Genomic DNA, 23378 nt, shown 5'->3' with positions numbered 1-23378 from the left:
GCGGAGCTGTGCCGCTGTGCGACTCCGCCGCGATGGGGGTTCCCCGCTCATGGGGCCCCGCTCGAGCGAAGCCGAGAGTGTGGGGGGAGGAGCCGAGAATGGGGGAGTGGCCAGCCACGACGGACCCGCAGCTTCGAACCATCATGATCAACGTGGGGCAGCTCCGGGGCTGGGGCCGGGGCCCGTGGTGGGGCCAGGCCCCGCCAACCCCCGCAGTCGTTCCAGTTCGCGGCGGTCGCGTTTGGTGGGGCGGCCGGTGCCTCGGTCGCGGATGCCTGCGGGGGCGACGGCCTCGCGGGGCGGGGGTGGCGGGGAGTTGTCGATGTAGCACTCGGCGGCGACCGGGGCTCCGACCCGCTTGCGGATCAGGCGTTTGACGACGACGACTCGTTCGCGGCTGCCCTGGCGCAGGCGGACCTCGTCGCCGACGCGGAGCGCGTGTGCGGGCTTGACGCGTTCACCGTTCACGCGGACGTGGCCACCGCGACAGGCGGTGGCGCCCATTGAGCGGGTCTTGACGAGACGTACGGACCAGATCCAGCTGTCGGCGCGGACGGTCTCACCGCTCGCGGGGGCGGCGGCCTTCGCGGCGGCCACCGCCTCGGCCGAGCCGGCCTCGCGCTCGCCCGCGCCACCCGCACTGTCCGTGCCGTTCCCCTGAGTCCCTGAAGCCATGCTTCGACCTTAGTCCTCGGGAAGCGGGTAGTCGGAGCCCTTTTGCACCCCGCCTCACACCTGCATCCCGGGCATACATCGCAGGCATACCGTTGTGGGCATGGACAACAGCTTGGCCGAGCTGGACGCGCGGGTCGCCGGCTGCCGGGCCTGCCCGCGGCTGGTCGACTGGCGAGAGGAGGTGGCCCGTACAAAACGCGCCGCCTTCGCGGAGTGGACGTACTGGGGCCGCCCGGTGCCGGGGTTCGGACCGCCGGACGCGTCGCTGCTGGTCATCGGGCTCGCACCCGCGGCGCACGGCGGGAACCGGACCGGACGGATGTTCACCGGGGACCGTTCCGGGGACGTGCTGTACGCGGCGTTGCATGAGGTGGGGCTGGCCTCGCAGCCCACGTCCGTGAGCGTGGACGACGGGCTGACCCTGTACGGCGTACGCGTCACCTCGCCCGTGCACTGCGCGCCGCCCGCCAACAAACCGACCCCCGAGGAGCGCGACACCTGCCGCCCCTGGCTCGTGAGCGAGCTGAAGCTGCTCAAACCCACCCTCCGGGCGGTCGTGGTGCTCGGGGCTTTCGGGTGGCAGGCCGCGCTGCCCGCGTTCGCCGAGGCGGGGTGGACCGTGCCCCGGCCCCGGCCGGTGTTCTCCCACGGCGCGCGGGTCGTACTGGAGAGCCTGACCGACAGCCCGACTGACACTCCGCCGAACAGCCCGCTGGAGCTCTTCGGATGCTTCCACGTGAGCCAGCGCAACACCTTCACCGGGCGCCTCACACCCGAAATGTTGCGGAACGTGCTGTGCACGGCCGCGGTAGCAGCAGGCCTACCGACCCGCCCGTACGCCGGTTAGGGTCACCCGATGCCCCTTTATCCGGAGATCGAACCGTACGGCCACGGCATGCTCGACGTCGGCGACGGCAACCACGTCTACTGGGAGGTGTGCGGCAATCCGCGCGGCAAGCCCGCGGTGGCGCTGCACGGCGGGCCCGGTTCCGGGAGCAGCCCCTTCTTCCGGCGGTACTTCGACCCGGCCGCGTACCGCATCGTCGTCCTCGACCAGCGCGGCTGCGGACGGTCCACGCCGCACGCGAGCGCGTACGACACCGACATGAGCGTCAATACGACGGCGCACATCATCGCCGACCTGGAGCGGCTGCGGCGGCACCTGGGGATCGAGCGGTGGCTGGTGTGGGGCGTGTCGTGGGGGTCGGTGCTCGGGCTGCGGTATGCGCAGACGCACCCCGGCGCCGTCTCCGAGCTGGTGCTGACAGCCGTCGCGACCGCGGCCAACCGGGAAGTGGCCCTGATGACCAGAGGGCTCGGACAGTTCTTCCCCGAGGCCTTCGAGCGGTTCCTCGCGGAGCTGCCCGAGGACGAGCGCGAAGGGAATCTGGCGGCGGCGTACAACCGGCTGATCGAGTCGCCCGACCCCGAGGTGCGGGCGCGGGCGGCACGGGCCTGGACGGACTGGGAGACGGCCATGGCTCCCGCCCCGCCGCGTTCGATCCCCCGCTACGAGGATCCGGTGTTCCGCATGGGCTTCGCCCGCACGGTCACGCACTACTGGGGCAACGACCACTTCCTCGGCGAGGGCAACGAGGAGGGAGTGGTCCTCCGTGATGCCCCGCTCCTCAAGGACATCCCCGGCACCCTCGTCCAGGGCAGCCTCGACTTCGGCAACCTTCTCGGCACCGTCTGGCGTCTCCAGCAGGCCTGGCCCGGGAGTGAGCTGGTCATGATCGACGACGTGGGGCACAACGCGGGGGCGGCGGATGTCGTGGACGCGTTGATCGCGGCTACGGACAAGTACGCGGCGGCTCGCTAGCGCCGAGCCCGTTCACTTGTCGGCCCCGGAGCCGTCGGGGCCGGAGCCGTCCGTGCCGGATCCGCCGGAGCCGGCCTTGGTGTCGCCGAATAGCTGCCGCACCGTCGAGCGGTAGTTGGCCTGGACGTGTGCGAGGGCGTGGGCGCGGGCGCGTTTCGGGTCGCCGGAGGCAATGGCGGCGTACAACTCGCGGTGTTCCACGAGGAGTTGGGGCCATTCCTCGTTCTGGTGGGTGAGCCAGCGCACGCGGCCGGCGACCGGTTCCATGACCGAGATCAGCAGGCCGTTGCCGGCCATCGTCAGGATGCGGTCGTGGAAACGGGTGTTGATCTCGGGGATCGCCTCCGCGTCCTGGGCGCGGGTGGCGATCTCCGCGCGGTCGAGCAGTTCTTCCAGTTCGGCGAGGTCGGCCCGGGTGGCGCGCTGCGCGGCGAGCCCGGTGGCGTACACCTCCAGGGCCTCGCGGAGCTCGAAGAGTTCCTTGACGTCGGTCGGGGTCAGTGGGCGTACGACGGTGCGGCGCGGGGTCTCGAAGTGGACGAAGCCCTCCGCGACCAGGGCGCGGATCGCCTCGCGGACGGGGACGCGGGAGACCCCGAAGCGGTCGGCCAGCTCGCGCTCGACCAGCCGGTCGCCGGGCCGCAGCCGTCCGGTGATGATCTCCTGCCGCAGCGTGGCGAGGACTCGCTCGCGCACCGCCCCCAGCGGTTCCACCGTTGTCATGGCTCCATCTTCGCCGAACCGGGGGCTGTTTTACCGAGCCGTAACCGCACGGACATTGCCGAGTGCCGTTGGCGGCGGGACCATAACGCAAGTTTGGTATACCAAAATCGCGAGCGAAGCGACCACCTTCCGCTCACGAACGCGAGCGATCACCCCTCCGCTCACACTCGTCCCCGCCCCCACCGCCCACTCCCTGCTCTCCGCTCTCCCCGCCCTCCGTCCCTCCCCCCTGGAGGCCCTGTGTCCCTCGCCGATCCGGCCGCAGCCCAGAGCGCCACCGAGTTCGTCCCCGATCCCAGGCTCACCAACGAAGACCTCGCGCCCGCGAAGAAGCGGAACTGGAAGGTCTTCGACCTCTTCGCCATGTGGATGTCAGACGTCCACAACCTCGGCAACTACACGTTCGCGGCGGGCCTGCTGGTCCTCGGTATGAACGTGTGGCAGGTCTTCACGTCCCTGCTCGTCGGCTTCGTCATCATCTACATCGGCATGAACTGGATGGGGAGGATCGGACAGCGCCACGGCGTGCCCTTCCCGGTCGTCAGCCGCATCAGCTTCGGCGTATGGGGCGCCAACATCCCCGCCCTGATCAGGGCCGTCATCGCGATCATGTGGTACGGAATCCAGACCTACCTGGCCTCCGTCGCCGTCAACGTCATGCTGCTCGCGGCCTGGCCCGGACTGGAGTCCTGGACCCACAACGACTTCCTGGGCCTGCACGCGCTCGGCTGGATCTCCTTCCTGGCCCTCTGGATCATCCAGGCGCTGATCATCAGCCAGGGCATGGAGTCGGTGCGCAAGTTCCAGGACTTCTGCGGTCCGGCGATCTGGGTCGTGATGATCGCGCTCGCCGTGTGGATCCTCGCCAAGGCCGGCTGGACCATCTCGCTCACCGACACCCCGCACCCGGTCTCGACGGGTGAGCAGTGGAGGCAGTGGTTCGGGGCGATCGGGCTCATCCTCGCCACGTACGGCACGCTGATGCTCAACTTCTGCGACTTCTCGCGCTTCGCGCCCAACTACAAGACGGTCAAGCGCGGCAACTTCTGGGGCCTGCCCATCAACTCGACGGCCTTCGTCGTCGTGTCGGTCATCGTCACGGCCGGATCGCTCGAGGTGTTCGGCGAGGCCATCACCGACCCGGCGGAACTCGTCGCCAAGGTCGGCAACACCTGGGTGCTGGTACTGGCCGCGCTCACCTTCGCCATCGCCACCATGGGTGTCAACATCGTCGCCAACTTCGTCTCACCGGCGTACGACCTGGCGAACGTCTGGCCGCAGAAGATCACCTTCAAGGTAGGCGGCATGATCAGCACGGTGGCCGCGCTGGTCGTGACCCCGTGGAACCTCTTCTCCAACCCGACCGTCGTCCAGTACTTCCTCGGCGGCCTCGGCGCCTTCCTGGGCCCGCTGTTCGGTGTGATCATGCTCGACTACTTCTGGGTCAAGCGCGGCCGTATCGACGTCGAAGCGCTCTTCAACGCCACGCCCGGGTCCCGCTACTACTACCGCAAGGGCGTCAACCCCAAGGCTCTGTGGGCGTTCCTGCCCGCGGCGGCGGTGTCGGCGGTGCTCGCGCTGGTGAAGGACTTCAGCAACGTGGCCCCGTACTCGTGGTTCATCGGAACGGCGATGGCCGCCGGGCTGTACGCCCTGCTCTGCCGCCCCGAGCGCGCCGCCGGTGAAGCCGCCGCCTCCGAGCCCGCCACTGTGGAGGGCTGAACGTGCGGATCGTCGTCACCAACTGCAACACGACGCAGGAGATGACCGCGGAGATCGCACGAGGTGCCCGGGCCGCCGCGGGCCCGGGCACCACCGTGACCGGTCTGACCCCCGCGTGGGGGCCCGAGTCCGTCGAGGGCTGGCTCGACAGCTACCTCTCGGCGGCGGCCGTCCTCGACAAGTTGCGGACGTACGACGAGGCGTACGACGCCGTCGTCATGGCGGGGTTCGGGGAGCACGGGCGCGAGGGCGTACGGGAGCTCGTGGACGTACCCGTCGTCGACATCACCGAAGCGGCCGCCCACCTCGCGTGTCTCCTGGGCCGGCGCTACGGCGTCGTCACCACGCTGGAGCGCTCGCGCGGGCAGATCGAGGACAGCCTGTACGTGGCCGGGGTCGCCCAGAACTGCGCCGCCGTCGTGGGCACGGGCCTCGGCGTCCTCGACCTCGGCGACTCGCTCCGCACGGAGGAGGCCTTCGTGACCGCCGCCGAACGGGCCCGCGACGCCGGCGCCGAAGTACTGGTGCTCGGCTGCGCCGGGATGACGGGACTTCAGCGGGTGGTCGGCGACAAGCTGGGGCTGCCGGTCGTCGACGGAGTGGCCGCTGCTGTGAAGCTCGCCGAGTCGCTGGTGAGCCTGGGGCTGACGACGAGCCGCGCCGGGAGTTACGCGAAGCCGCTGCCGAAGAGGCGGAGTTGGGGGCCGAAGGAGGTTCGTTAGGGGGTGGCGCCGGACTCGGGCACGCCGGCAGTTGCCGTGATCTCCACGAGCTGGCCCGGGTAGCCGAGGCAGGCGACGCCGAGGAGGGTCGACGAGTGCGGGCCGGCGCTGAGACCGGAGGCCTCGACGACGTCCCAGACCTGCGAGAGCACGGCGGGGTCGCTCGTCACGACGTACACGTCGGTGTACGCGACGTGCGCCAAGTCGCTGCCGATCGCGTGCAGTTGCTCGCCCAGGTTGGCGATGACCTGCTCAGCCTGCCGTACGGGATCGCCTTCGCCGACGAGCTTTCCGCCGGCGTCGAGGGGGACGGATCCGGCGAGGAAGGCGAGACGCGTGCCCGCTTCGACCACGGAAGCGTGGGAGTAGGCCGGGGGCGGGAAGAGGGCGGGGACGGTGACGCGCTTGAGCATGGGGTCTCCCGGGTTCGGCGGGGTCTCGTCAAGCGGTGACTTCCGGTGACTTGGCTTGGCTTCCGGCGACTTGACGAGAGATGACCTGCCGATCGTGCGGGTGACGGGGGTGGTCGCGCATCCGAGTATTCGGGCGGGAGACGGGACGGGCGGACAGCGGCTCCGTCCCGCTCTGCCCCGGCTCGCCTCGCCTCGTCTCGTGAGGCGAGCCGGACCTACTGCGGAGTAGGTCAACTCCCGCCAATTTCCCAGGGGGTGGCGGCCGAAACGTTATCCCGGAACCGTATGATCCCTTGCGTCTTCAAGCACGGCTGGCGCGCGGGGCCCGTATGCCCTTGTAGCCGTCAGGAACGACCACGGAACCCTGTAAGGATCCCCCCCGATGACTGTTCCCCCCACTTCTCATCGCCCCAAATCCCGCGTCACCCGGCGTGGGTTGATCGGCGCAGCAGGCGCGGTCGCGGCAGGCGCCGTGATCACCCCCGCCGTGATGGCGACCACCAACTCGGACTCCGCCGACGCGGATTCCACCGACGCCGACACCACGGCCGCCGAACCCGGTACGACACCGGAGGAGTTCCCCAAGACCCGCACCAAGGCGGCCACCGGCGAAACACCCGTCGAGGCCGCCTTTCCCATCGCCTACGTGGGCCTCCGCTGGGCAGGCACGCGCGAAGCCGCAGGCGGCGGCATCCGGCTGACCGACGCCGACGGCAGCCAGGGCGCCTGGAAAGACCTGAGCGCCAGCGGCTGTTCGGACAGCAACGGCGGTGTCCTGCTCGTCTCCGCAGGCCAGGCGTCCGGTTACGAGGTGAAGGCCCCGAACGGCGCCACCGACCTGCGTTCCTGTGCCATCGACACCAAGCAGGGCCCGGCGCGCAAGGTGGCCGTCCCGGCCGACACGACCCGGGTGCGCGGCGTCGCCTACCTGACGCGCGCGGCCTGGGGCGCGGACGAGTCGTTGCGCTTCAAGCCGGACGGCTCGGAGAACACGCCGACCGCGTACTTCCCGTTCCAGACCCTCACGGTCCACCACACCGCCACCGTCAACGCCGACCCGGACCCGGCCGCCACGGTGCGTGCGATCTACGAGCTCCACGCGGTCACCAACGACTGGGGCGACATCGGCTACCACTTCCTCATAGACGAGGCGGGCACCATCTACGAGGGCCGCTTCTCCGGCGACGACGGCATCCCCGCCCACGACGGCGACGGCAACCTCGTCACCGCCTTCCACGCCGCCGGCTTCAACTCCGGCAACCTCGGCATCGCCCTCCTCGGCACCCTGACCACCCAGGGCCCGACCGAAGCCGCCCGCGCGGCGCTCACCCGCCTGACCCGTATCCTGGTCCGCCTCCACGGAGTCGACCCCAAGGCCCAGGTCACGTACACCAACCCGATCAACGGCACCACCAGGGACGTACCGGAAATCAGCGGTCACCGCGACTGGATGGCGACCGAGTGCCCCGGCCAGGTGATGTACGACGAACTGGCCACCCTGCGCGACGCGGTGGCCGCGGGTCGCTGACCCCTCCGGGGACTCCGGGGAACGGGGGACCCTGAAGCCCAGCCCGACCAGCCCGCCAGGGGATGCCAGGCCGAAGTGCCGGGCATCCCCTGGCGGGCTGGCGGAGAGCTGTCAGTCCGCGAGGGGTGTCAGTCGGAGGGATTACGGTGGAGGCTCCGCATCACGCGCATTGCGTACGGCGACGAAGGGGGCCCCATGGACGCCGAGTTGACCGCGTCGGCGGCGGCTGTACCCCCCTCGCGACCTTCGTGGAGTGACCCGCAGTGAACGACGACTCCACCTTCCTCGACGCAGTCGCCGACCGCTTGGCCGCCCTCCCTGCTGTCCAGGCGGTGGCCCTCGGCGGGTCCCGAGCCCAGGGCACCCACCGCCCGGACAGTGACTGGGACTTGGCGGTGTACTACCGCGGTGCCTTCGACCCCGAGGACCTGCGAGCCGTCGGCTGGGAGGGCGAGGTCTCGGAGATCGGCGGCTGGGGCGGCGGCGTCTTCAACGGCGGCGCGTGGCTGACGATCGAGGGGCGGCGCGTGGACGTCCATTACCGGGACCTGGACGTCGTCGAGCACGTGTACGCGGAGGCCGAGGAGGGCCGCTTCGGCATCGAACCCCTGATGTTCCACCTCGCGGGAATCCCGACGTACCTGCTCGTCGCCGAGCTCGCGATCAACCAGGTGCTACGGGGCGAACTGCGCCGCCCTTCCGCCTATCCGCAGGCCTTGCGCAAGACCGCCCCCGACCGCTGGCACGGCATGGCCACCGCCACCCTCGCCTACGCGAAGGCCGGCCACGCCCCGAAGGGCGCCCTCACTCAGGTCGCGGGCGCGATGGCCGTCGCGGCGACGCAGACGGCGCATGCGGTGCTCGCGGCGCGGGGGGAGTGGGTCACCAATGAGAAGCGGTTGTTGGAGCGGGCCGGGTTGCGTGAAGTCGACGTGCTGGTGGGGAACTTGACCCGGGATCCGACTGCCTTGGTCCGGGCGGTCACGGAGGCCGAGACGCTCTTCAGCCGGGCAGTTTCTCAGTAGCCGCTTCGGTCCCCCGAACCATGGTTCACATGGACTGGGTCGACGCCGCCCATGCGCGCGCCCGAGACCGTCATGGAATGCGGGCACGGTGAGTATTTACCGGAGATGTCTCCGAAAGAGCGTCAAATCGCCATTACTTAAAGGAAATGACACCCCAGGGTGGGAAACCGGATCACGTCGCTCACACAGAATTATTGACCCACCGGGCATCCCGTGAAATCTTTGTGACGGTTTCAACGGGGGACAGAACAGCAAGGCCGCACTTCTGACATCCCTGCTTTGACCGAGCAGGAGTGAAGCAGAGGTGAACCATGCCGAAGGATCGGGTGTCGTCGGCCAGGGCGAAAACCGCCGTCGGCGCCTTCCAACTGCGCACTCGGCCGCGGAAGCGCGGCGGATGCCATGTGCGGGGTCTCCCGTCGAAGCGAGAGGTTCAGGCAAGAACGTTCACGCTCCGCACATGAGGGAGACACGGGGACATGCTCTTTCGCATTCTTGGTCCGCTCCAGATCCGGGCGGTCGACGAAATAGGCTCGCCCGCCCAGCGCGCCATTCTCACCGCATTACTCCTTCAGGCCGGGCACCCGATAGGCGTCGCCGAACTCGCCGAGCGGCTCTGGGACGAGCCGCCGGCCTCGGCCACAGCCAACATCCGCAGCCATCTCACCGGGCTGCGCCGAACCCTCGACCAAGCCGACCCAGGCCTCAGACGCAGGGTGAGGACCTATCGCGGCGGCCAGAGCGGCTACGGACTGCACGCTGCCCCCGACGAACTGGACCTGTCCGCGTTCACCATGGGTGCGAGACGCGGCCGGAGTCTGCTGCTGCGCGGCGACACCGACGCGGCGATCGCCGCGCTGGAAGAGGCCCTGGCCCTGTGGCGCGGCCCGTTCGGGCAGGACCTGCCGCCGACGCGGTGGTTCAACGCCCATGTCGCCGGCCTCAACAACACCCGCTTCGACGCGTATCAGGACCTGTTCACCGCCTGCCTCCTGGCCGGCCGTACCGAGATGGTGACGTACCGGATCGAGTGCGCCATCGCCGAGGCGCCCTACCGGCAGCGCCTGTGGGAGCTGCTGGCAGCGGCACACTGCGTCGACGGTGACGCCGCCAGCGCCCTGGACGTGATCAAACGCTGCCAGGAGCTGCTCACCGGCGACCTGGGCCTCGACCTGCCGCCCAGGGTCGAGGCGATGCGGGCCGCGGCCCTCGACTGGGACCGCGACCAGGCGTTGCGGCTGATCGCGGCCCATGCCACGGAGGACGGCGAGGAGCACCGCCGCCCGGCGCAGCGTTCCCTGTCCTGACGCGCTCGTCGCACAGGAACCGCTCAGGTCCACGACTCCAAGGAACTCACGGCCATGTCACAGACTCGCGACCGGGATGTGAGTCATCGCTCCCGGGTCTGGATCCGGGGACGGCTGCGCTCGCTCGCCGCGCTGGAACTGCTCAACATCCCGCTCCAGGCCGCGATCTGGTTCGGCAGCATCGGAGGGATCGGCTTCGGTCTGCCGATGACGGCGGCGAACGCGGTGGGCTTCGCCCTGTTCTCTCTGCTGCTCGTTCAGGGGGCCGCGTACTGGCTGGCCAAGCTCCGTCTGATCGCGGCCCCCGGCGGGCGTCTGCCGGGGGCCGCGGCCTTCGTCGCGGCCCGTGTGCTCAATGTTCCGCTGTTGGCCGTGGGGGTGCTGATCACCGCGTGGGCGGTGGCCGAGCGGCCCGGGCGGGAGAGCTGGCCGGGGCTCGGATTCGCCCTGTTCGCGGTGGTGGAGCAGGTGAACTACTTCCACTGGCAGCTCATGTACGACACCCGCCAGGATCTGCGTCACCTCCGTCGGCACGGTCTGCGTCGCGCGCATCTCGCCCGCGATCTGTCCCCCGGCCGGAGAGCCCGGCCGGGGGACAGATCGTGACGGTGCTCAGGCGTCCCGGTGCCGGACCGCGAGACAGCCGGCGGTCACAGCGAGGGCCGTCCAGGCCCCGAGCACGGCCATGCCGCTCCACGCGGTGAGGACGGTGTCGCTCGGCTCCTTGCTGCTGAGGACGAGCCCGCCGGCCACGTCGGGCAGGAACTGGGCCACCGTCCGCGCACCGGGAAGGCTGGTGAGAATGGTTGAGACCATGAAAAACAGCGGCACCAGAATGCCCATGGTGAGCGCGGAACTGCGCAGCAGGCTCGCCAGGCCCATGGAGAACGTGCAGAGCAGCGTCGCGTAGAGCACCGCTCCGAACACGGCCTGCGGCACTCCGTCGTCGAAAAGGGACACCTGGCTCGGGCCGCCCAGTGCCGCCTGTGCGGTGAGGAAGCCGACGACCACGACGACCAGGGACACCAAGAAGGCCGTCAGGGTGCCGGTGAGCACCTTGGCCCCGTAGAACACCCCGCGCTGCGGCACCGCGGTGAGCGAACTGCGAATGGTGCCCGTCGAGTACTCGCTGGTCACGGTCAGTACTCCGAAGACGACCAGTGCTATGACACCGGTCCGTAGTCCGCTGAAGCCGGCGGCCACGGGATCGAACGCCGCCCTGTCCCGCTCGTTCATCTCCCCGTAGGCGTCCCCCATGAAATGGCCGTAGAGGATCCCGATGGCCACGCTCGTGAGGCCGTAGAGAACGAGGCACCACAGGGTGGAGCGGAGCGTCCGGATCTTGGTCCACTCGAAGCTCATGGCCGCGCTCGCGTCCGCCGTCGTCATCGCACCTCCTGGTCCGCACGGAAGTCCACCGCATCGGCGGTGAGTCGCATGAAGGCCTCTTCCAGCGAGGCCGAGCGGGGGCTGATCTCGTAGACGGTCACCCGGTGCCCGGACGCCAGCGCACCCACCGTCTCCGGAGAGGTGCCGACGGCCTCGATCGCCCCGTCGGGACCGTCCTCGTGCCGGATGCCCTCGGCTGCCAGCAGATCCCGCAGCCGCTCCGGTTCCGGGGTGCGGATCAGGACGTACGAGCGGGAGTTGCCGACGATGAACTCCTCGACGGAGGTGTCCGCGAGGAGGCGCCCCTGCCCGATCACGACGAGGTGGTCGGCGGTCAGCGCCATCTCGCTCATCAGGTGGCTGGAGACGAAGACCGTACGGCCCTCACCCGCCAGCCTCCTCATCAGACCGCGGATCCACAGGATGCCTTCCGGGTCGAGGCCGTTGACCGGTTCGTCGAGCAGCAGCACCCGCGGGTCGCCGAGCAGGGCGGCCGCGACGCCGAGGCGCTGGGCCATGCCCAGCGAGAACCCCTTGGTCCGCTTGTGTGCCACGTCGGCCAGCCCGACCAGGTCCAGGACCTCGCCGACCCGCCGTTCGGGGATGCGGTTGCTGCGGGCCAGGCCGAGGAGGTGGCCATGGGCCGTGCGCCCGCCGTGCAGGGACCCGGCCTCCAGCAGCGCACCGACCTCGCGCAGCGGGTGGGACAGCTGGTCGTAAGGCCGGCCGTCGATGAGGATCTGACCGGAGGTCGGGCGGTCCAGACCGACCATCGCACGCATCGTCGTGGACTTCCCGGCGCCGTTGGGTCCCAGGAAGCCGGTCACCTGGCCCGGCTCCACCCGGAAGGTCAACCGGTCGACGGCGAGGGTCTTCCCGTAGCGCTTGGTGAGTTGCCGTACCTCGATCACCGGGTCCCCTCCTTCCCATGCGGCCCGGGCGCCTCGCGGCCGGGGACCGCGTTCAGGAGGTCGAGGAGATCCTGTGCCGCAGCACGCGGGCCGACGGTGTGTCCGACGCCCGAGGCGTTCAGGACCACTTCGTCCACGCCGATCGCGCGGTACTCGTCGAGTCTCGCGTGGATCTCCTCGACCGTTCCGTAGAGGAAGACACCGCCGTCCACGAGCTTCATGGCATCGTCGGGCCCGCCGTCGCCGGAGACCTCGATGCCCGCCCTGCGCAGGGCGTCCTGGTAGTGCGGGAAGCGGACGTGGTTCCCGCAGGCGGCGCCGGCCAGCGCGGCGAGGTCGCGGCCTTGGCGGGCCACCGCGACCGGCACGATCGCCGTCACCTTCGTCGGGGTGCCCGCCGCCCGGTTCTCGCCGGCCCGGATGGCCGGGATCAGCACGTCGCCCACGTACTTCGGGGCGCCGAGCCAGGTGATGGCCACGTCGGCGACCTCCCCGGCCAGCGCGGCCATCCTCTCTCGCAGCACTCCCAGGCCGATGGAGACCGGTGTGGGGTGGTGGTCGATAAGCCTGGCCCTGACGGAGAAGTGGTCACCGTGGAGGTCGGCGGTCTCCCCTCTGAGCAGATCGCGGACCACCTGGACGTACTCCCGGCACGCGGCGATCTGACCGTCGTAGGGCTTTCCCATGACGCTCTGCTGGGCGGCGATCGAGCCGGGCCCGAAACCGGCGATCACCGACTGCCCGGTGGCGAGCGCGACGGACCGGGCCTCGATCGCCGCCTGGTAGGGGGAGCGGAACGGCATGAGAGAGACACCGAACCCGGTGGGGACCCTGATGCCGATGCCGGCGAGCCAGGTGGCCAGGTGATGGCTGTCCAGTAGGAGCCCTTGGCCCTGCCACAGCCGGTCGGCCCCTGCCCATTTCACCAGGTTCGCGAACGGGATCACCTGCTCGGGCCTGTTGGGGCCGATGGGTAGAAGTATGGAGTACTGCACTCCGGTCATTCCTTTCTTGTCCTCGTCGGAGAGTCCCGCTACTGGAGTACGCCGCTGGTGAGCGCCACCGGGATGGAGAGCCCGGCGGAGTCGGAGCCCGGGCCGTCCCCGGCGGAGTGCAGGAGCAGGTCGGTGTCCCCGACGCCCGCCCAGCCGAGCATGTAGCCGAGCAGCGACGTCCGGCCCGGCGACCCGGTGAAGAAGCCGTTCGCGCGGATGGTCCGCAGCACCAGGTCCTGGTACTCGTGTGCCCGCGCCGCAAGCGACGGGTCGCCGAGGATCCGGCCCGCGGCGAGCAGGGACTGGATCACCCCGCTGCTGCCGTGGCAGACCGACAGATCGACCGGCTGGCCGGCGGGGAGCCTTGTCGCCGCGTCCACCAGGGCCGCCAGTCTCCCGCCGGACAGCCACTCCTCCCGGCCTGCCGACGCCATGATCTCCGCGGAGGACAGCAGCAGCCCGGCCGCGCCGTTGCACCATCCCGTCAGCGGTGTCCCGTCGGCGGACACCGGCATGCCGGACGCCGACCGCTCGGTCAGCCAGTCCGCGGACTCCCGCGTCGGCCGCGGGTCACCGAGGACCCTCCCCATCCGGGCAGAGGCCCAGTGCAGGCCCAGTTCGCCGTGGGCCACGTCGAACCAGGGCGCCGTCCTGGGAGCCTGCGCGTGCGACAGGGTGAGGTCGCGCAGGCGCGCGAGCCACCGCTCGCCGCCCGGCACCGGCTCGCCCGCTTCGGCGCGGGACAGCAGGAGCATCAGCAGACCGGCAGGACCGTTGACCAGATCGGTGTCCAGGTCGCCGGCGGCCGACCGTTCGCCGATCTTGTCGAAGACCCGCTCCGTCCAGCCGGGTTCCGGCTCGTCCGGTCTGGTCAGGAGCAGGGAGGCGGCGCCGGAGAACACCCCTTCGGGGGTGAGCATCAGGACGTCGCCGTACTGGGAGAGCAGGGTGTCAAGACCGCGGGCCGCACCCTGCCGGACGGCGAGTAGCTCGCTGTCGTACCGCGACGCCCGGTCCAGGAACGCGACGATGCCGCCGTAGTCGTGGAACGAGACGAAGTTGCCCGCGGTGATGGTCGCGGCGTTTCGCCCCGGGCCTATCCCGCCCAGCCAGCCGGTCTCCGGACCCTCTGGGCCTTCGAAGGTGACGCCGATGTCGGCGATCGTCCGCGCTATGCCCCGCCACCAACCGTCGGAGCGGGCCAGGTCGAGCGCCGTCCCGCCGAACACGCTGTGGGCGTGGAGGCCGGCGGGGTCGTCCTCGCCGACCACCTCGCTGAAGCATTCCTCCAGGAGGAAGTGGTGGTAGCGGTCGGTGCGTTCGGCGTTGAGCGCCACGCCACGGCGCGCGGTCTCCAGCGGAGTGGTCCGGTACACCCCGGGGAGCCGGGTGGTGAGCGTGGCCAGCTCCGTGGAGTCGCCCCGGGAGATGAAGTACGGGACGTTGCCCGAGGCCAGTGACGCGCGTTCCGCCTCGCGGACGTAGTCGGCGGCCTCTGGCGACAGGTAGTCGGGGAAGTGCTTGAGTAGTCCGAACAGCCGTGTGGCCTCCTCGGGGCGGGCCAGGTAGTCCGGGTGCGTAGAAGCGTCGATGAACCGGCTGTACACCATGGTCGACCGCAGCAGGCACCGCACGGGCATGTCCGGATGGCTGTCGACGACCTTGGTGATGTCGTCGCTGCGAACGAAGGCGAGGGCGTCGGAGTATCCCGCCTGGATGTCGGCGAAGTACTCGGTCGGCGCGGGCGAGTCCTTCCCGAGCCGGGGCACGTTGCCCTTGTGCCGGTAGGTGACGGGCTCCCGTCCGACCGAGATGGCGTCGGTCTCCTTGTCGCGGACGACCGGCCTGGTCATCTTGGAGCTCTGCTCGCCGGAGACGCCGACTCCCGCCATCATCACGTCGATCGGAGAGGTCGGGTTGACCATCGGGACGAGCATGGTGGACACCACCGAGAGCTTCATGTGGTTCACCAGGAGGTGCGGCAGCGAGTCGTTGTCCACACCGGCGTCCGGCCGTACGACGGTCTCGGTGTCGATCACGCACGGGTGCTCTCCGCACGCCAGCAGGTTCTCGTCGTGGAGGTCGGAGGCCCCGACAGCGCCCAAGATCGCGCAGAGGGCTCCGAACCGGTAGAAGTAACGCGCGGGCTGGTCCGGCGCATCCATGGGGCGCGAGGCAACGAACTGCTGCCAGCCGTGGGAGCCCACCGTGACCGAGAGCGGCGCGCACCCCTGCAACGAGTACTTCAGAAAGGGGTCGGCGGCCGTGTACAGGTCCCGCACGAAGCGGTCCGAGACCAGGGCACGGGGTTTGTAGACCACCCGCACGCCGCCGGCCAGCCGCAGCCCGAACACCTGCCGGTTGTCGTTGTGCGGGTCGGAGCCGGTGATGAAGAGCTCCTCGACGCGGTCGTCCCCGCCCCCCGCTGCTGTCGGCGACGGCACCAGGCCGGCTTCCCGCAGCACCGTCCTGTCGTCGGCGTAGGCGGCGAACAACTCGGCGTACGCGTCCAGCGTGTTCCGCAGGACCGTCTCGAGCCGTTCCTCCAGAACGGGGTACGTGCCGAGGACACGGCGGCACTCGGCAGCGTCGCCGAGATGCCGGCAAAAGAGCCGAAGTGCCTCGTCGCCGCTGTCTGTCCTGGGCAGACAGCGGCTCTCCCGGAATGTGTGGAACTCGCCGATCAGGGCACGGAAGGAATGGCCCTCGACGGTGGTGACCAGATCTTCCCAGACCTCGTCGAGGACGCCCTCGACGCGTTCCGGTACGGCGACCGCCGCGACCAGTTCGCGCAGCGCCGATTCCACCGTGCGTCGCGGCATCAGATACTCGTAGAACGGCAGGAAAGACTGGATCGAAACAGCCGGTCCGGTCACGCTTGTTCGCCTCCAACCAGAACATCGACGGATTTCTCTGCATAGAGGTCTGCGTACACCGAACCCCTGGTCAACAGCTCTGTGTGAGTTCCTTCTTCGACCACGCTGCCCCGGTCGAACACGTAGATGTGATCCGCGGATCTGATGGTCGCGAGGCGGTGGGCGATGACGACCTGCGTCGCGCCGATGTCCTCGATGATCTTCGAGACCCGCCGCTCGTTCACGGTGTCGAGCGAGGCAGTCGCCTCGTCCAGTACGAGAATCGAGGGGCGCTGCAGGAGCGCACGGACGATGGCGAGCCGCTGACGCTGACCGCCGGAGAAATTCGCCCCCATCTCCGACACCAGGGTCTTGAGTCCCATGGGAAGGTCTTCGAGGAATTCGAGAATGCCGACGCTGTCGCAGTACTCCCGTACTTTCTCCGGGGAGATGTCCTGTCCCAGCGTCAGGTTCTCGAGGATCGTGCGGTTGTGCAGGTGCACTTCCTGGGGGATGTATCCGATGGCCCGGCGCAGCGCGTTCCTGTCGTACTCGCCGACCTCGCGCCCGCCGAACAGGACGGTTCCCTGGGTTGGTTCGTGGAGGCTGCAGACAATGCGTCCCAGGGTGCTCTTCCCTGAACCCGAGGCCCCGACGAGGGCGACCTTCGAGCCGGCCTCGATATCGAGCGAGACGTCGCGCACCACGAAGTCGCTGTGCCGGGTGTACCGGAAGCTGACATTCTCCAGCCGGATCGACGTCGAGGGGAGCTTCGTCAGGGAACCGCCGGCCGTTTCCGGCGGCGTACGCGCGATGTCGTTCAACCGAGCCATGTAGCGGCCGGCTTCGGTGAACTCCGTGTACATCTGGAACACCGACGTCGACAGCGCGAAGTACGTCGCCGACACCGCCTGCACCGCGATCGCCCCGCCCAGGGTGATCTGCCCGTGGCTCACGAAGTACAGGCTGGACAGCAGCAGGACCAGCGGGCCGAACATCTGGGTCGTGGTCGTCACCCCGGAGATGCGGCCCTGCTGCAGGCGCATGCGGGCCTTCATCGCGTCGAGCGAGGAGGCGTACACCTTGCTCCAGCTGTCGACGAACTCGTCGGCGTAGCCGCCCATCTTGATGGTCGGAATCGAGACGATGGCGTCCAGCTGGGCCGACTGGCTCTTGCTCAGCTGACTGATCTCCGCGTCGACGGCCTCCAGGACGAGGATGCGGGTCGTCGCCAGATAGACCGCGTTCGCCAGGAACAGGCCGGCCGCTATCAGGCCCAGGCGCCACTCGACGACGAACAGGTACACGGACACGCACACCAGGGTTCCGATGTCCAGGACGCCCTGGGCCACCCGGGAGGACAGCAGGTCCCTGATCGAGTTCACGCTGTTCAGCCGGAACAGCAGTTCGCCGGGTTGCCGGGTGGTGAAGAACTTGTACGGCAGCGACAGCAGCCTGCTGAAGGTGTGCGTCATCAGATGCTGGCCGAGCAGCGCCACCACGGACGACAGCACGACGACCCTGACCAGCTGCATCAGGAAGTACCCGACCGCAACGCCCAGGATCATCAGCAGTACCAGGAGCAGGTCGTCAAGCCCCTGCCAGCGGGCGTTCCGGTCGACGGCCCACTCGGTGAGCACCGGGATGCCCAGAACCGCTGCGTATCCGCCGCAGGACAACAGCCCCACCAGGGCGATCCGTCGGCGCGAGCCCCCCGCGAAGAGGGGGAAGCTGCGCCATTCGGACAGCGGCTCGCGCCGGGTGCGCTCGAAGTCAGGTCCGGGCTCGGCGGTCAGCACGACACCGCTGAACCCCGCTTCCAGTTCCTCCCGGCTCAGCCGCCGCCGTCCCACGGCCGGGTCCATGACGACCGCCCTGCGGCCGTCGAACCGTTCGAGGACCACGAAGTGGTAGTCCTCCCAGAAGATGATCACTGGTGAGGTGAAGTTCCGCAGCGCGCCGACGCCTTTGGTACGGAAGAGGTTCGCCTCCATGCCGCGGGAGCGCAGGAACCGGGCCAGTTGCCCGGCACTCAGGCCGTCCCGGCCTGCCTCCATGTCCTCGCGCACACTGGAGACGTCCTCCGCCCGGCCGTAGTACTGCAGCAGTGACACGCAGCAGCACAGCCCGCACTCGGTCTGCGACACCTGTGTGATCGTCGGCATGCGGCGCCGCGAGGGGCGCCCGGCGCGGATTCCCATGTCACCGCCCCCCGATCGTGAGGGTGACGGGGGAGATCCGCAGGGCGGGGTCCATGCGGTTGACCAGGTGCAGCACGATGCCGGCGGTGCCGACCATGAGGCTGTTGGTGTGCGCGTAGCGGCTTTTGCGGTCATGGATCTTGCGCCGGAAGACTTCCGGGCGCAGCCACGTCTGTTCTATCGCCGCGATCTCGTCGTGCAACCGTGCGTCGCCCGCCGCGGCCAGTTCCCACAGGACGTCGTGGTTGCCCAGATCGCCGTGGCACCAGGTCAGATTGCGGCCGAAGCCGAGCCGGAGCATGTTGCCGACGGCCACGTCCCGCATGCGGAGCACGGCCTCGGCACCTGAACCGTCGTCACCGGAGCGGGCGAGGGAGCCGTACGCCGACAGCGCCAGGGCGACACCGGTCGACCCGTGGCACCAACCGGTCGAGAAGGACTTCGGCGTGTCCACGTTGGAGAACCAGTTGCCCTCCTCCCGGTCGTAGAAGTCAGTCAGCCGGCTGACGAGGCCGGTCAGCGTCTCCTCGACACCGTCTCGCTGCTCGGGCGCGAGCAGCGGATGCACCCGGCTCAGCGCATGGACGACCCCACTGATCCCGTGGGCGAACCCGGACTGGCCGAGAACGGACGGACCGGGGCCTGGCCGGCGGCCGGCGCCGCGCAGCGCGTCCGTGAGCAGGGAGGCCAAGGCCGCGAGGGAGTCGTCGGCGTGCGGCCCGCCGATCGCCGCGACGCACGACATCACCCCCGCCAGGCCGCCGACCACGTCCAGCGGCACCCGGTCCGGCGGCTGCTCGTGGACCTGGGCGAGTACGAGCGGCAGCGCTCCCTGGGCGGCGCCGGCCCACTCGTGACGGCCGAGCAGCCTGCCCGCGGCCGAGAGGGCGAGCAGTGTCCCGGCCAGACCGGTGTAGCCCCCGAAGCCGGCCTGCCGGATGCTGCGGGTCTCGTAGCGGTGGTCCGCGAGGATGTCCGCGGCGGGAGCGAAGACCTGTTCCGCCAGGTCGCGGTACTCCCCCCTGTCCAGGGCACGCCCGGCGGCCGCGAGGGCCAGCGCGGGGCCGACCCGTCCTGTGTAGAGGTCGTATCCGAGCACCGCGGGCGGCCACGGTCTGTTGGCCTGAGCGGAGGCGAGCGGGCCGATCCAGGTGCGAGGGAGGTGCGCGAACCGGTCGGGCAGCGAGGTCGCGACGAGGTGGTCGCACAGCTCGGCCGCGAGTGCGGTCAGCGCCTCGTCCGGCCCTCCCTCCCGCGACACCGGCGGCAGGTCGGCCGCCGGGACCCGGTCCGTGCCGACGGCGGCGGTCAGATGGTTGTCGGGGAAGCGAGAGGCGAAGGCTGAGTGAATGAGCCGGAGCTGCTCACCCAGCTCGAACTCGCTCAGCCGCGCCGACTTCGCCAGCGCCAGGCCGAGGGGAGACTCGTCGAACTCCGCCCCGACGGGCACGCCGTCGCCGTCCTCCAGGGTGGTCCCCGCGGCGGCGACGGTGAAGTACGGGATGTCACGCTCCGCGAGCTGGCGCATCTCGGAGCGGACGATCTCCCGGGACGAGGTCTTGCTGGCGATCGCGATCCGCTTCAGCAGGGCCAGCTGGATGGAGAAGTCGTCCAGGGCGTTCGCACTCGACGTCATCCGCAGCGTCTGGGCGTACAGCGCCGTCGGGTTGTGGACGTACCGGACACGCACCCGGGCGGCCACCGAGTGCAGCAGCTCCGCCCAGCTCTCCCGGTCGGCCATCACGGCACGGCAGACCCGGGTGAACCCAGAGGCCATGCGGTCGCCGAGCACGTACGTCTCGTCCTTGGTCAGCGCCTCGACGACCGTCCGCCGTTCCTGCGCCTCCTGCGCCTGAAACAGCAGTCGCACGCGGTCGGTGAAGGGTTCCTCGAACCGCATCGCCTTGAACGGCGAGGGGCCGCGCCCCTGCTCCCCGAGAAAACCGAGGTCGACGTGACCGGAGTCCTCGCCCTTGCCGACCATGACGAGCGGCAGGATCCCGATGCCGTACACGGACTGCCCCATGGCCTCGTAGCCGTTGCCCCGCGCCTGGGGCGTCGACCCGACGTGAATCCGCTCGGGGTGGAGGATCGTCTCGAGGTCGACGGGTACGGGGCCGCGGCGGGTCGGCACGATGTTCTCGACGTGCATGTCCCGGGCGTTGAGGAGATAGAGCACGGCGGCGAGTTCGCCGCTGGCGTGCAGGAACTCCTCGGACATCCCGGAGACGTCCTCGGCGTCGATGAACTCGACGTAGCCGTACCGATCCCGCTCCAGGACCTTCGCGGCGACGAGGGATGTGCCGAAGCGCGAGTTGACCTCACGGGCGAGGGTCTCGTACGCGCTCTCGCCGGACACGTCCCGCGGCTTGTACACCAGCCTTGTGCCGGAGTGGAACTCGACGACCGACACGCTGCGGCCATGGTGGTGCGCGTCTCCCTCGGAGAAGCTGAAGGACGCGACAGGGTCGGTGACGTCGATGCCGAACCTGGCCGCGAGTGCCTCCCGGTCGGCCACCAGCCGGCCGCAGAATTCGGCGAAGCCCGCCGCCTCGTGCCGGAGCAGTGTGCGCGTGACCTCACGCAGCACAGGGAAGGACAGCCCGCTCACCTCCTCGAAGGAGGTCAGGGTGGACCGGTCGACGAAGTACGCGTACCGCTCGGCCGTGTCGGCGCCCACCAGCAGCCCCTTCTCACGGGCATGGTTGACGGCGGCGACCAACGGCCTGGTGTACACCTCGCGCAGGCGCGCCTCGGCGCGTTCGAGCAGCTGGATCAGAACGGCCCGCGGTTCCCGGAAGAGCTCCTCGAACGGAGCGACCGGGTCCGGGGCAGCCAGGGTCGCGGCGACAGCCCTGACGACCCGTTGAAAGGAATACCGCTCCGGTCTGCCGAGCCATTCTTCGACCGTGGCACGCGTGCCGGCGCCCGAATCGGCGGCCGCCGCCGGAGCACTTCCGTATGTCCGCAGCACGGCGGCGATTTCCTGGTCGAACTCGGCCAGCGGCACGATGGTTTCTTCGACTTCGACGCTGTCGAACTCCGGATAGTACCTGGCTGGAGATATCACGTTCTCATTGCTCCGTTTTCGCGTGATGTCGTAGAACGCGTGATGTCGCAGAAACAGACCGAAGGCGGCGGAATGGAGGCAGGTCGCGACCTCCATTCCGCCGCAACCGTGCTACGCGTTCACCGAATCCGGTGAACTGGCGTTCAGCACTTGCTGGTGCACTTCGTGGTGGGGCACACCGCCGCGCTCGCGGCGGTGAGCACGGCGCTGGCGACGCTGACGGTGGCGCAGGCCCAGGCCGTGCCGCCGTAGACGTCCTCCTCGCTCAGCTCCATGAGCTCGATCTCGTCGTAGCGGTCGAGCATGTCCTCGTTCTTGCCCTTCATGAAGTACCTCTCCCTTCATTTGCGATTAGTTGCAGTTCGGCTGGCACTCCTTGGTCAGGGTGCACCAGCCCCCGTTGTTCCCGAGTGCGTCGCTGAGGGAGAAAGTGTTCGTGGTGCACGCGCCGTAGGCGACACCGTCGAAGTCCTGCTCCGCGATCTCCTCGAGCAGCGAAACATCGCCCTGGTACGAGGGGTTCATGGTCGTTCACCTCCTTTCGCAGGAAATTCGGACCGCCCGGTCCGTTGTCCGGCCGGCCTGCTCGTAATCCTCTGCCCAGGGAATTCAGCGGGAGTTTCGGAGGAAGGAGAAGTCGCGCACAGGTTCCGCATGCGCCGGGCATGCGGTCGGCATGAGCGCGGCATGCACATCGCTCGCTGGACTGCGGACTGCCTGATGAGGTACGACGAGCACGGCACACTTGACCGATGGGGGAGGCCGACGGCCCGTGGAACCACTGCAGGACGACGACCCGGTGGAGATCGGCGGGTACACGCTGCGGGGCCGGATCGGGGCCGGCGGAATGGGGCAGGTCTATCTCGGGGAGTCGGCCGCCGGCTCTCAGGTCGCTGTGAAGGTGATCAAGTCGTCGGTGCTCGACGAGGACACCCGGGCGCGGTTCGTGCTGGAGGTGGACAGTCTCAAGACGGTCTACGGCCCGTTCGTCGCCGCGTTCGTCGCTGCGGACGCGTACGCCGAGCAGCCGTGGCTCGCGGTCGAGTACGTCGCCGGTCCCGACCTGCGGACCTTCATCACCGAGCAGGGGCCGTTGCCACTCGCCGAGACCGCCAGCCTGGGCGCGCTGCTCGCCGAGGGCCTGCGTACGGTGCACGAGGCCGGGCTGCTGCACCGCGATCTGAAACCACAGAACATCCTCCTCGCCGAGTACGGGCCGAAGCTGATCGACTTCGGTCTCGCGGTCCTCGCGGAGCGCCGCTCCATGCTGACGGCGACCGGGTTCGTGGTCGGTTCCGTGCTGTGCATGCCGCCCGAGCAGGCCCGCGGCGAACACGACCTCAAGCAGGCCGCCGACGTCTACGCCCTCGGGGCCGCGCTCCTGTACGCCGCCACCGGCCACTATCCGTACACCGGTCCCACCTGGCAGGCGGTCGCGCTGCGGATCGAGGACCCGAAGACCGCACCCGACCTGTCCGGTCTGCCGCCCGAGCTGCTGCCCGTCGTCCAGGACATGCTCGCGTACGACTCCGCCGAGCGGCCTGAGCTGGACGAGGTCACCCAGCGCCTCGTGAACGTCATCCACGGCTGCGGAATGACCGCCGCCCAGGCCAAGCGCAGGCTCACGGACCGGACGCCTGCAATGCCGCAGCCGGAGCAGCCTGGGCAACAGGAGCCGCAGGATGCCTCACCGCCCCCCGGCGAGGGTTACACTCCGACGTTCGTGGATCCGGCCGCGCACGAGGAGGACACGGAGCGGCCCTCGGACCGTCGGCAGCCGGACCCCGAAGAGCCGTACGACCAGAAACCCGAGCCCGAGCCCGCCACCCCGCCCGGACCGCAGCCCTCCTCCCGCTCAGCCAACGCGCTGTCCCGCCTCTCCGCCCCCGAGCAGATCGCCGAACGCATGCGAGCCGCCTACGCACGCGACGCCCGCTTCTGACCGAGCCCGCACCGCCCCCGAACCAGGGCCGAACGACCCCTCCACCCCCCTTCCACCCCGTGAAAGACTCACCGCAGC

20 protein-coding genes are annotated in these 23378 nt (G+C 69.6%); 9 read left to right on the top strand and 11 right to left on the bottom strand.

Annotated features, from left to right (window positions below):
* Positions 1-147: 147 nt before the first annotated feature.
* The gene (locus OP79_RS01425) at positions 148-675 is read right to left on the bottom strand and encodes an RNA-binding S4 domain-containing protein (RefSeq protein WP_033317986.1); all 528 of its coding nucleotides are present in this window, start codon (positions 673-675) and stop codon (positions 148-150) included.
* Between the two features lie 100 nt (positions 676-775).
* On the opposite strand from OP79_RS01425, the gene OP79_RS01420 reads away from it, so the two are divergent.
* Complete coding sequence (locus OP79_RS01420; protein WP_033317985.1) at positions 776-1522, top strand: uracil-DNA glycosylase; 747 nt, start codon at positions 776-778, stop codon at positions 1520-1522.
* A 9-nt stretch (positions 1523-1531) separates the two neighbouring features.
* Positions 1532-2497 carry a prolyl aminopeptidase gene (pip, locus tag OP79_RS01415; protein WP_033317984.1) on the top strand — a complete coding sequence of 322 codons (966 nt, stop codon included), beginning with the start codon at positions 1532-1534 and terminating at the stop codon, positions 2495-2497.
* Between the two features lie 12 nt (positions 2498-2509).
* Here the strand turns inward: pip and OP79_RS01410 are convergent, their stop codons facing one another.
* Complete coding sequence (locus OP79_RS01410; protein ID WP_033317983.1) at positions 2510-3220, bottom strand: GntR family transcriptional regulator; 711 nt, start codon at positions 3218-3220, stop codon at positions 2510-2512.
* Between the two features lie 240 nt (positions 3221-3460).
* Between OP79_RS01410 and OP79_RS01405 the strand changes: the two genes are divergently transcribed.
* Both OP79_RS01405 and OP79_RS01400 read left to right on the top strand, forming a co-directional pair.
* Positions 3461-4942: an NCS1 family nucleobase:cation symporter-1 gene (locus OP79_RS01405; protein WP_033317982.1), complete on the top strand. Its 1482-nt coding sequence runs from the start codon at positions 3461-3463 to the stop codon at positions 4940-4942.
* Positions 4943-4944: 2 nt separating this feature from the next.
* On the top strand, positions 4945-5664 hold the full coding sequence (locus tag OP79_RS01400) for an aspartate/glutamate racemase family protein (RefSeq protein ID WP_033317981.1): 720 nt from the start codon (positions 4945-4947) through the stop codon (positions 5662-5664).
* Here the strand turns inward: OP79_RS01400 and OP79_RS01395 are convergent.
* A complete protein-coding gene (locus OP79_RS01395; RefSeq protein ID WP_033317980.1) occupies positions 5661-6077 on the bottom strand; it encodes a RidA family protein in 417 nt (138 codons plus the stop codon). The genes OP79_RS01400 and OP79_RS01395 overlap by 4 nt on opposite strands.
* Positions 6078-6459: 382 nt before the next feature.
* Between OP79_RS01395 and OP79_RS01390 the strand changes: the two genes are divergently transcribed.
* The 4 genes from OP79_RS01390 to OP79_RS01375 all read left to right on the top strand — a co-directional run bounded on the left by OP79_RS01390 (position 6460) and on the right by OP79_RS01375 (position 10543).
* Positions 6460-7605, top strand: a complete 1146-nt coding sequence (locus OP79_RS01390; RefSeq protein WP_033317979.1) for a peptidoglycan recognition protein family protein — start codon at positions 6460-6462, stop codon at positions 7603-7605.
* A 263-nt stretch (positions 7606-7868) separates the two neighbouring features.
* Entirely contained in the window at positions 7869-8630 is a 762-nt protein-coding gene (locus tag OP79_RS01385) for a nucleotidyltransferase family protein (RefSeq protein ID WP_033317978.1), read from the top strand.
* Positions 8631-9109: 479 nt separating this feature from the next.
* Entirely contained in the window at positions 9110-9937 is an 828-nt protein-coding gene (locus tag OP79_RS01380) for an AfsR/SARP family transcriptional regulator (protein ID WP_051744305.1), read from the top strand.
* Positions 9938-9991: 54 nt separating this feature from the next.
* On the top strand, positions 9992-10543 hold the full coding sequence (locus OP79_RS01375; protein WP_063741845.1) for a hypothetical protein: 552 nt from the start codon (positions 9992-9994) through the stop codon (positions 10541-10543).
* Positions 10544-10549: 6 nt separating this feature from the next.
* Here the strand turns inward: OP79_RS01375 and OP79_RS01370 are convergent, their stop codons facing one another.
* The 8 genes from OP79_RS01370 to OP79_RS01335 all read right to left on the bottom strand — a co-directional run bounded on the left by OP79_RS01370 (position 10550) and on the right by OP79_RS01335 (position 21883).
* Positions 10550-11326 (bottom strand): ABC transporter permease subunit, encoded by a 777-nt coding sequence (locus OP79_RS01370; protein ID WP_051744303.1) that lies wholly within the window; start codon positions 11324-11326, stop codon positions 10550-10552.
* Positions 11323-12237, bottom strand: coding sequence for an ABC transporter ATP-binding protein (locus OP79_RS01365; protein ID WP_033317977.1), 915 nt, complete (start codon positions 12235-12237; stop codon positions 11323-11325). Before OP79_RS01365 ends, OP79_RS01370 begins: the two co-directional genes overlap by 4 nt.
* Entirely contained in the window at positions 12234-13241 is a 1008-nt protein-coding gene (locus tag OP79_RS01360) for an LLM class flavin-dependent oxidoreductase (protein ID WP_051744299.1), read from the bottom strand. The genes OP79_RS01365 and OP79_RS01360 overlap by 4 nt, the downstream gene beginning before the upstream one ends.
* Positions 13242-13270: 29 nt before the next feature.
* Positions 13271-16108, bottom strand: coding sequence for a type 2 lanthipeptide synthetase LanM (gene lanM / locus OP79_RS01355; protein ID WP_033317976.1), 2838 nt, complete (start codon positions 16106-16108; stop codon positions 13271-13273).
* Positions 16105-18252: a peptidase domain-containing ABC transporter gene (locus OP79_RS01350; RefSeq protein ID WP_033317975.1), complete on the bottom strand. Its 2148-nt coding sequence runs from the start codon at positions 18250-18252 to the stop codon at positions 16105-16107. Before OP79_RS01350 ends, lanM (OP79_RS01355) begins: the two co-directional genes overlap by 4 nt.
* A gap of 37 nt (positions 18253-18289) precedes the next feature.
* Complete coding sequence (lanM, locus tag OP79_RS01345; RefSeq protein ID WP_033318135.1) at positions 18290-21358, bottom strand: type 2 lanthipeptide synthetase LanM; 3069 nt, start codon at positions 21356-21358, stop codon at positions 18290-18292.
* 143 nt (positions 21359-21501) lie between these two features.
* The gene (locus OP79_RS01340) at positions 21502-21684 is read right to left on the bottom strand and encodes a class II lanthipeptide, LchA2/BrtA2 family (RefSeq protein ID WP_033317974.1); all 183 of its coding nucleotides are present in this window, start codon (positions 21682-21684) and stop codon (positions 21502-21504) included.
* 25 nt (positions 21685-21709) lie between these two features.
* The gene (locus OP79_RS01335; RefSeq protein ID WP_033317973.1) at positions 21710-21883 is read right to left on the bottom strand and encodes a plantaricin C family lantibiotic; all 174 of its coding nucleotides are present in this window, start codon (positions 21881-21883) and stop codon (positions 21710-21712) included.
* A gap of 247 nt (positions 21884-22130) precedes the next feature.
* Here OP79_RS01335 and OP79_RS01330 point away from each other — a divergent pair, with 247 nt between their 5' ends.
* A complete protein-coding gene (locus OP79_RS01330; RefSeq protein ID WP_033317972.1) occupies positions 22131-23300 on the top strand; it encodes a serine/threonine-protein kinase in 1170 nt (389 codons plus the stop codon).
* Positions 23301-23378 lie beyond the last annotated feature (78 nt).

Origin of the sequence: Streptomyces yerevanensis, from assembly GCF_000716805.1 — a bacterium.
In the GTDB taxonomy this organism is placed as follows: Bacteria; Actinomycetota; Actinomycetes; order Streptomycetales; family Streptomycetaceae; genus Streptomyces; species Streptomyces flaveus.
Note: the sequence above shows the minus strand (reverse complement) of the source record. Positions and strands in the feature narration are given on the sequence as shown.

Excerpts from the sequence above, each read along its gene's own strand:
- OP79_RS01375 (WP_063741845.1), top strand. The coding sequence starts at position 9,992 with ATGTCACAGACTCGCGACCGGGATGTGAGTCATCGCTCCCGGGTCTGG.
- pip (WP_033317984.1), top strand. The coding sequence starts at position 1,532 with ATGCCCCTTTATCCGGAGATCGAACCGTACGGCCACGGCATGCTCGAC.
- OP79_RS01335 (WP_033317973.1), bottom strand. The coding sequence starts at position 21,883 with ATGAACCCCTCGTACCAGGGCGATGTTTCGCTGCTCGAGGAGATCGCG.
- OP79_RS01350 (WP_033317975.1), bottom strand. The coding sequence starts at position 18,252 with ATGCCGACGATCACACAGGTGTCGCAGACCGAGTGCGGGCTGTGCTGC.
- OP79_RS01360 (WP_051744299.1), bottom strand. The coding sequence starts at position 13,241 with ATGACCGGAGTGCAGTACTCCATACTTCTACCCATCGGCCCCAACAGG.
- OP79_RS01425 (WP_033317986.1), bottom strand. The coding sequence starts at position 675 with ATGGCTTCAGGGACTCAGGGGAACGGCACGGACAGTGCGGGTGGCGCG.
- OP79_RS01370 (WP_051744303.1), bottom strand. The coding sequence starts at position 11,326 with ATGACGACGGCGGACGCGAGCGCGGCCATGAGCTTCGAGTGGACCAAG.
- OP79_RS01410 (WP_033317983.1), bottom strand. The coding sequence starts at position 3,220 with ATGACAACGGTGGAACCGCTGGGGGCGGTGCGCGAGCGAGTCCTCGCC.
- OP79_RS01380 (WP_051744305.1), top strand. The coding sequence starts at position 9,110 with ATGCTCTTTCGCATTCTTGGTCCGCTCCAGATCCGGGCGGTCGACGAA.
- OP79_RS01390 (WP_033317979.1), top strand. The coding sequence starts at position 6,460 with ATGACTGTTCCCCCCACTTCTCATCGCCCCAAATCCCGCGTCACCCGG.
- OP79_RS01395 (WP_033317980.1), bottom strand. The coding sequence starts at position 6,077 with ATGCTCAAGCGCGTCACCGTCCCCGCCCTCTTCCCGCCCCCGGCCTAC.
- OP79_RS01340 (WP_033317974.1), bottom strand. The coding sequence starts at position 21,684 with ATGAAGGGCAAGAACGAGGACATGCTCGACCGCTACGACGAGATCGAG.
- OP79_RS01420 (WP_033317985.1), top strand. The coding sequence starts at position 776 with ATGGACAACAGCTTGGCCGAGCTGGACGCGCGGGTCGCCGGCTGCCGG.